6 protein-coding genes are annotated in these 5,593 nt (G+C 67.1%); 5 read left to right on the top strand and 1 reads right to left on the bottom strand.

Features of this window, described 5'->3' with window-relative positions:
• The 4 genes from dksA to hslU form a co-directional block, all read left to right on the top strand.
• Positions 1 to 539: RNA polymerase-binding protein DksA (gene dksA, locus AC1DU6_RS18695; RefSeq protein WP_477858823.1), on the top strand; the 539-nt coding region annotated here is incomplete at its 5' end.
• Positions 540 to 707: 168 nt separating this feature from the next.
• On the top strand, positions 708 to 2,465 hold the full coding sequence (locus tag AC1DU6_RS18700) for a hypothetical protein (protein ID WP_457319696.1): 1,758 nt from the start codon (positions 708 to 710) through the stop codon (positions 2,463 to 2,465).
• A gap of 57 nt (positions 2,466 to 2,522) precedes the next feature.
• The gene (hslV, locus tag AC1DU6_RS18705; RefSeq protein WP_057296634.1) at positions 2,523 to 3,086 is read left to right on the top strand and encodes an ATP-dependent protease subunit HslV; all 564 of its coding nucleotides are present in this window, start codon (positions 2,523 to 2,525) and stop codon (positions 3,084 to 3,086) included.
• Positions 3,083 to 4,408 (top strand): ATP-dependent protease ATPase subunit HslU, encoded by a 1,326-nt coding sequence (gene hslU, locus AC1DU6_RS18710; RefSeq protein WP_477858826.1) that lies wholly within the window; start codon positions 3,083 to 3,085, stop codon positions 4,406 to 4,408. Before hslV ends, hslU begins: the two co-directional genes overlap by 4 nt.
• 5 nt (positions 4,409 to 4,413) lie before the next feature.
• Here hslU and AC1DU6_RS18715 read toward each other — a convergent pair whose 3' ends face one another.
• Positions 4,414 to 5,043, bottom strand: a complete 630-nt coding sequence (locus AC1DU6_RS18715) for a helix-turn-helix transcriptional regulator (RefSeq protein WP_457319700.1) — start codon at positions 5,041 to 5,043, stop codon at positions 4,414 to 4,416.
• 205 nt (positions 5,044 to 5,248) lie between these two features.
• Here AC1DU6_RS18715 and AC1DU6_RS18720 point away from each other — a divergent pair.
• Positions 5,249 to 5,593 (top strand): response regulator (locus tag AC1DU6_RS18720; RefSeq protein ID WP_477858828.1); only part of this gene is annotated, 345 nt, incomplete at its 3' end.

Here is a 5,593-nt window from a genome sequence, read left to right on the forward strand (position 1 = left end):
ACCGGTTCGCCGACCGGTTCGCTCCGCCCAAGCCCCCCGTGCGTGGCGCTGGCCATGTCGACGAGACGCCTCGCGTGGCCGCCAAAGGCGACCCCAAGCTGGTCAACGCCTGGAAGACCAAATCGGGCGCCGAGCTGACGGACGCCGAGGTGCTGGCCATGCCGGACTCGGAGTACATGAACGCGAAGCAGATCGAGTTCTTCCGCGCCAAGCTGACCGAGCTGAAGGACGGCGTGCTGTCCAACGCGGGCGAGACGACCGAGCATCTGCGCGAGGACACGACCATCGTCCCCGATCCGGCCGACCGCGCCACGATCGAGGAAGAACACGCCCTGGAGCTGCGCACCCGTGACCGCGAGCGCAAGCTGCTGAAGAAGATCGTGCAATCCATCGCGCGCCTGGACACCGGCGAGTACGGCTACTGCGACGAGACCGGCGAGCCCATTGGCCTGGGCCGCCTCATCGCCCGCCCGACGGCCACGCTGTCGCTCGAAGCGCAGCAGCGCCGCGAGCTCAAGCAAAAAATGTTCGGGGACTGAATGGAGCCCCTCGTCCAAGGTGAACCTTGGCCGGTCCCCCGAGGGGACGGCGATGCTTGCGGCGTTGAGCCGCAAGCACATCACCTGGGCGGGCCGGCTTGGGAGCGGCCCGGCGCTCGGCCCGTGGGTCGCTGACACCCGTTCGTTTCCACGAGGCATAGTCCAGACATGTCCGAATCCAAGCCCGCAGACCCGAAGGAAGGCGACAGCTTCTTCCGCAAGGTGGCGCGCTTCGTGGCCAACCCCACGACGGACTGGGCCGAGATCAATTCGCGCCAGGACGACCCCGAGGGCGATCTTGCCAAGGCCGAACTGCGTGCGATGGTGGAGCGCAAGCGCCGCAACGATTTCGTGCGCAAGCGCGAGCTCGACATGCTGCGCCGCATCCGCCGCGAAGGCCTGACACCTGAGCAGCTCGCGGCCCTGGCCTCGTCGCCGTCCCGGATGGGCGACGACGAGCGCATCAGCGAGCCCAATTCCAAGATCGATCTGGGCGTGAAAGCCAAGATCGACGAGATCGAGCAGCAGATGGTGGGCGAGAGCTTTGCGACGACGCAGGCTGTGCCCAAGCAGCAGCCCGGGTTCTTCGACACCAGCACGCGGCCGGTGGCCTTCTCGTCCTCCGTCGCGACGCCGTCGCCTGCCGAGGCCAACGGCGGCCGGGTCAGCGAGTTCTCGACGCCGCGTGAGGTGCAGCGCCTGCAGGCGCCGACGCCGCCGGCTGCCGTGACCATGGGCGCGGCCATCCCGCCGCTGTCCGACTCGCCGCCCAGCCGCCTGCCCGACCTGCCGCCGCTGGACATGCCGCTGTCCTTCACGCTGGCCGAATCCACGCCCGATGTCGAGGTGCAGGAGGTCGTGCACGACCCCGAGCTCGACGAGGCAGTCATCGCCTTTGCGAACGCCGACTAYGAGAACAGCGAGCGTGCCCTGACCGAGCTCGTGCGCCCGGGCGGCAGCCGCAATCTGCACGGCGAGACCTGGCTGGTGCTGTTCGACCACTACCGCGCCACCGGCGCCCAGGGCAAGTTCGAGGCGCTGGCCGTCGAGTACGCCCAGCAGTTCGGCCTGTCGGCACCGCAGTGGTTCTCCATGCCCAAGCTGGTGGCCGAATCGACACGCCAGTCCAACCGCTCGCCCATGGCCAAGGCCAGCCAGGTCAGCTGGACGGCGCCCTCCACCGTGAGAGCCGAGGATGTGACGCTGCTGCAAAAGCGCAGCGAGACCCTGCCCATGCCTTGGGTCTTCGACTGGGGCCCGCTGGAAGAGATCGAGATCGAGGCCGCCATCCAGATGCGCCAGCTGTTTCGGGTCTGGGCCCAGCAGCAGGTCGACCAGCGATGGGTGGGCGGCGACCGCTTCCTGAACCAGCTCAAGGAGCTGGCGCCAGTGGGCGAACGCGACACCGACCCGGTGCTCTGGATGCTGCGGCTGGAAGCGTTGCGCCTGGCCAACCGACCCGATCAGTTCGACGAGGCCGCCATCGACTACTGCGTGACCTACGAGGTCTCGCCGCCGTCCTGGGAGCGCGCCAAGTGCCGCGTGCGCATCGGCGGCGAAGGCTCGTCGACCAACAGCCCGGCCACGAGCTCGATGCAGAGCGAGGCGCAGTCGACCTTCCTCGACACGAGCGTTGCCGAGGCCAGCCTGGCCCAGCTCGAATTGATGGGCCAGATGAGCGGCGATATCTCCGACAGCCTGCGCACGCTGTCCACCGAGGTCGGCGACGCGAGCATCATCAACATCTCCTGCACCAAGCTGATCCGGCTGGACTTCATGGCCGCCGGCGACCTGTTGAACTGGGTGCTGCAGCGCCGGACCGAGAACCGCATGGTCGTCTTCACCGACGCCCACCGGCTGGTCGCGCTGTTTTTCGGCGCGATGGGCATCAACGAGCATGCCAAGGTCAAGGTGCGGATCAACTGATCCCGCGGCCGCGGCCGACCTTGCGAAACCGCGGCTGAACCTCAACTGGGACGGCCTATGTCTTCAGAATCTTCTGCCGTCTATCACGGCACCACCATCGTTTCAGTGCGCCGCCAGACGCCCACCGGCTGGCAGGTCGCCATCGGCGGCGATGGCCAGGTGACCCTGGGCAACATCGTCGTCAAGGCCAGCGCGCGCAAAGTGCGCAAGCTCTACCGTGACCAGGTCCTGGCGGGCTTCGCGGGTGCCACGGCGGATGCCTTCACGCTGTTCGAACGTTTCGAGGCCAAGCTGGAAAAGCACCAGGGCCACCTGGTGCGCGCGGCGGTCGAGCTGACGCGTGACTGGCGCACCGACCGCGTGCTGCGCCGGCTGGAAGCCATGCTGGCCGTGGCTGACAAGACCGCGTCGCTGATCATCACCGGCAACGGCGATGTGCTGGAGCCCGAGCAGGGCATCGTCGCCATCGGCTCTGGCGGCGCCTACGCCCAGGCCGCCGCCAAGGCCTTGCTGGCGCACACCGATTTGAGCGCGTCAGACATCGTCAAGCGCTCGCTCGAGATTGCCGGCGAGATCTGCATCTACACCAACCAGAATCACACCCTCGAGGTGCTTGAATGAGTTCGATGACCCCTCAGGAAATCGTCTCCGAGCTGGACCGCCACATCGTCGGCCAGCAGGCCGCCAAGCGCGCCGTCGCCATCGCGATGCGCAACCGCTGGCGCCGCCAGCAGGTCGACGAGAAGCTGCGCGGCGAGATCACGCCCAAGAACATCCTGATGATCGGCCCGACCGGCGTCGGCAAGACCGAGATCGCCCGCCGCCTGGCCAAACTGGCCGGCGCGCCCTTCATCAAGGTCGAGGCGACCAAGTTCACCGAGGTCGGCTATGTCGGCAAGGACGTGGACTCCATCATTCGTGACCTCATCGAGGTCGCCGTAAAGCAGGAGCGCGAGGGGGCCATGCGCCGCTGCCAGACGCGCGCCGAGGACGCCGCCGAGGAGCGCATCCTGCAGATACTGTTGCCGGGCAGCCCGAGCTCGCAGGACGGAGACAACGCGACGCGCCAGACCCTGCGCAAGCGCCTGCGCGAGGGCCAGCTCGACGACAAGGACATCGAGCTCGACCTGCTCGCCCCCAGGCCCACGATGGAAGTGCTCGGCCCCTTCGGCAACCAGCCAGGCATGGAGGACATGGCCGAACAACTGAAGGGCATGTTCAGCCAGTTCGGCGGCACTCAGAAGAAGACGCGCAAGCTCAAGGTCGCCGAAGCGATGAGGCTGCTCATCGAAGAGGAAGCGGCCAAGCTCGTCAACGAGGAGGAGATCCGCGCCGCGGCGCTGGCCAATGCCCAGGAGATGGGCATCGTCTTCATCGACGAGATCGACAAGGTGGCATCGCGCAACGAACACGGTGGCGCCGAGGTCTCGCGCCAGGGCGTGCAGCGCGATCTGCTGCCGTTGGTCGAAGGCACGACGGTGTCGACCAAATACGGCCTGGTGAGGACCGACCACATCCTCTTCATCGCCAGCGGCGCCTTCCACCTGGCCAAACCCAGCGACCTCATCCCCGAGTTGCAGGGCCGCCTGCCCATCCGCGTCGAGCTGGATTCGTTGTCGGTCTCTGACTTCGAAGCCATCCTGACCAGCACCCACGCCAGCCTCGTCAAGCAGTACCAGGCCCTGCTCGCCACCGAGGGTGTCACGCTGGACCTGCAGCAAGGCGCCATCCGCCGCCTTGCGGAGATCGCCTTCGAGGTCAATGAGCGTACGGAGAACATCGGCGCGCGCCGGCTGGCGACGGTGATGGAGAGGCTGCTCGACGAGATCAGTTTCGATGCGCCGCGCAATGCGGGTCAGACCGTGTCGCTCGATGCGGCGGCGGTCGACGCCAAGCTGGCGGCGCTGGCAGCGAACGAGGACTTGAGCCGCTTCATCCTGTAGCGGCGTCAGTGCGGCAGCGCCTGCGCGCTGCCTGTCCAGCGCAGCAGTTGCATCAGGGTAGGCGCCTGCGTCTTGCCAAGCAGGTTGCGCACATGGCTGCGCACGGTGCTCACGCACAGGCCGAGATGACGCGAAGTGGCATCCACCGGTTCGCCGTCGGCCAGCAGCAGCAGCACATGACGCTCGGCCTGGCTGAGGCGGAATTGGCGTGTCAACGCGTCGATGCGCGCCGCCTGGGTCAGCGCCGGCTGGTCCAGATAGATGGCGAGCAGGATGCTGCGCTCCGGCCAACCGGAAGCCCCCGCAATGGGCGGCGCCAGCGGCGCGGCATGCAGCCAGCCCGTCGTCAGTCCGGGAGCGAACCACAGTCCCTTGCGCGACGACGACCCTGCGGCGGCCAGGGCCAGCAGATCCTCCAGGTGCGAGGCGTCGAGTTGCCCCAGGCTCATCAGGTGATCGCAGCGGGACTGCCACAAGCCTTCGGCCACCAGGTGTTCGGCGCTCGTGTTGGCAAACAGTACGCGCCGGTCCGGCAGCACCACCAGCAGTGGCTGGGGAAGGGCGCCGAGCACCTGTCGCGGGTTGGCGTCAAGAACCGGGCGTTCCTGCGATGAGATGGAAGCGGTTGGCAGCATGATGATCTCCCTGAGCCTCTGCGGCGCGACGACGCCGTCTGATGTCATCAAGTTTGGTGAGTGCCATGCATCTGCACCATTGCCGAGAAGTACATGGCCGGTCGGTCTTGTGCATAGGCCATTGGACCAAGCCAAAAGGCTGCCCCCGGCCCCGTGCGGGGAGTGATGCGCGCCGATACCATCCGGCCCAGCAGGGAGACTGCCCATGAAGATTCTGTTGATCGATGACCACCCCTTGTTCCGTGAGGGCGTGGCGCTGCTGTTGAAGCCGCTGGTGGAGGCGCTTGAAACCTGGGAGGCGGGCAGTTGCGAGGAGGCCTTTGCGGTGCTTGCCGAGCGCGGCGACGCCGATCTGGTCATGATCGACCTCGGCCTGCCAGGGCTGTCTGGCCTCGAGGGCCTGGGCCGGCTGCGGCGTGATCATCCTGAGGTGCCGGTCGTCGTGATGTCCTCGGCCGATGACAAGGACACGGTGCTTGCCGTGCTCGATGCGGGTGCGATGGGCTTCATTCCCAAGAGCTCGACGTCGCAGGTCATGCTGGGTGCGCTG

It is taken from the genome of Roseateles sp. P5_B10 (assembly GCF_056400485.1).

Coding starts and splice junctions, on each gene's coding strand:
- AC1DU6_RS18715 (WP_457319700.1), bottom strand. CDS start 5,043: ATGCTGCCAACCGCTTCCATCTCATCGCAGGAACGCCCGGTTCTTGAC.
- hslU (WP_477858826.1), top strand. CDS start 3,083: ATGAGTTCGATGACCCCTCAGGAAATCGTCTCCGAGCTGGACCGCCAC.
- hslV (WP_057296634.1), top strand. CDS start 2,523: ATGTCTTCAGAATCTTCTGCCGTCTATCACGGCACCACCATCGTTTCA.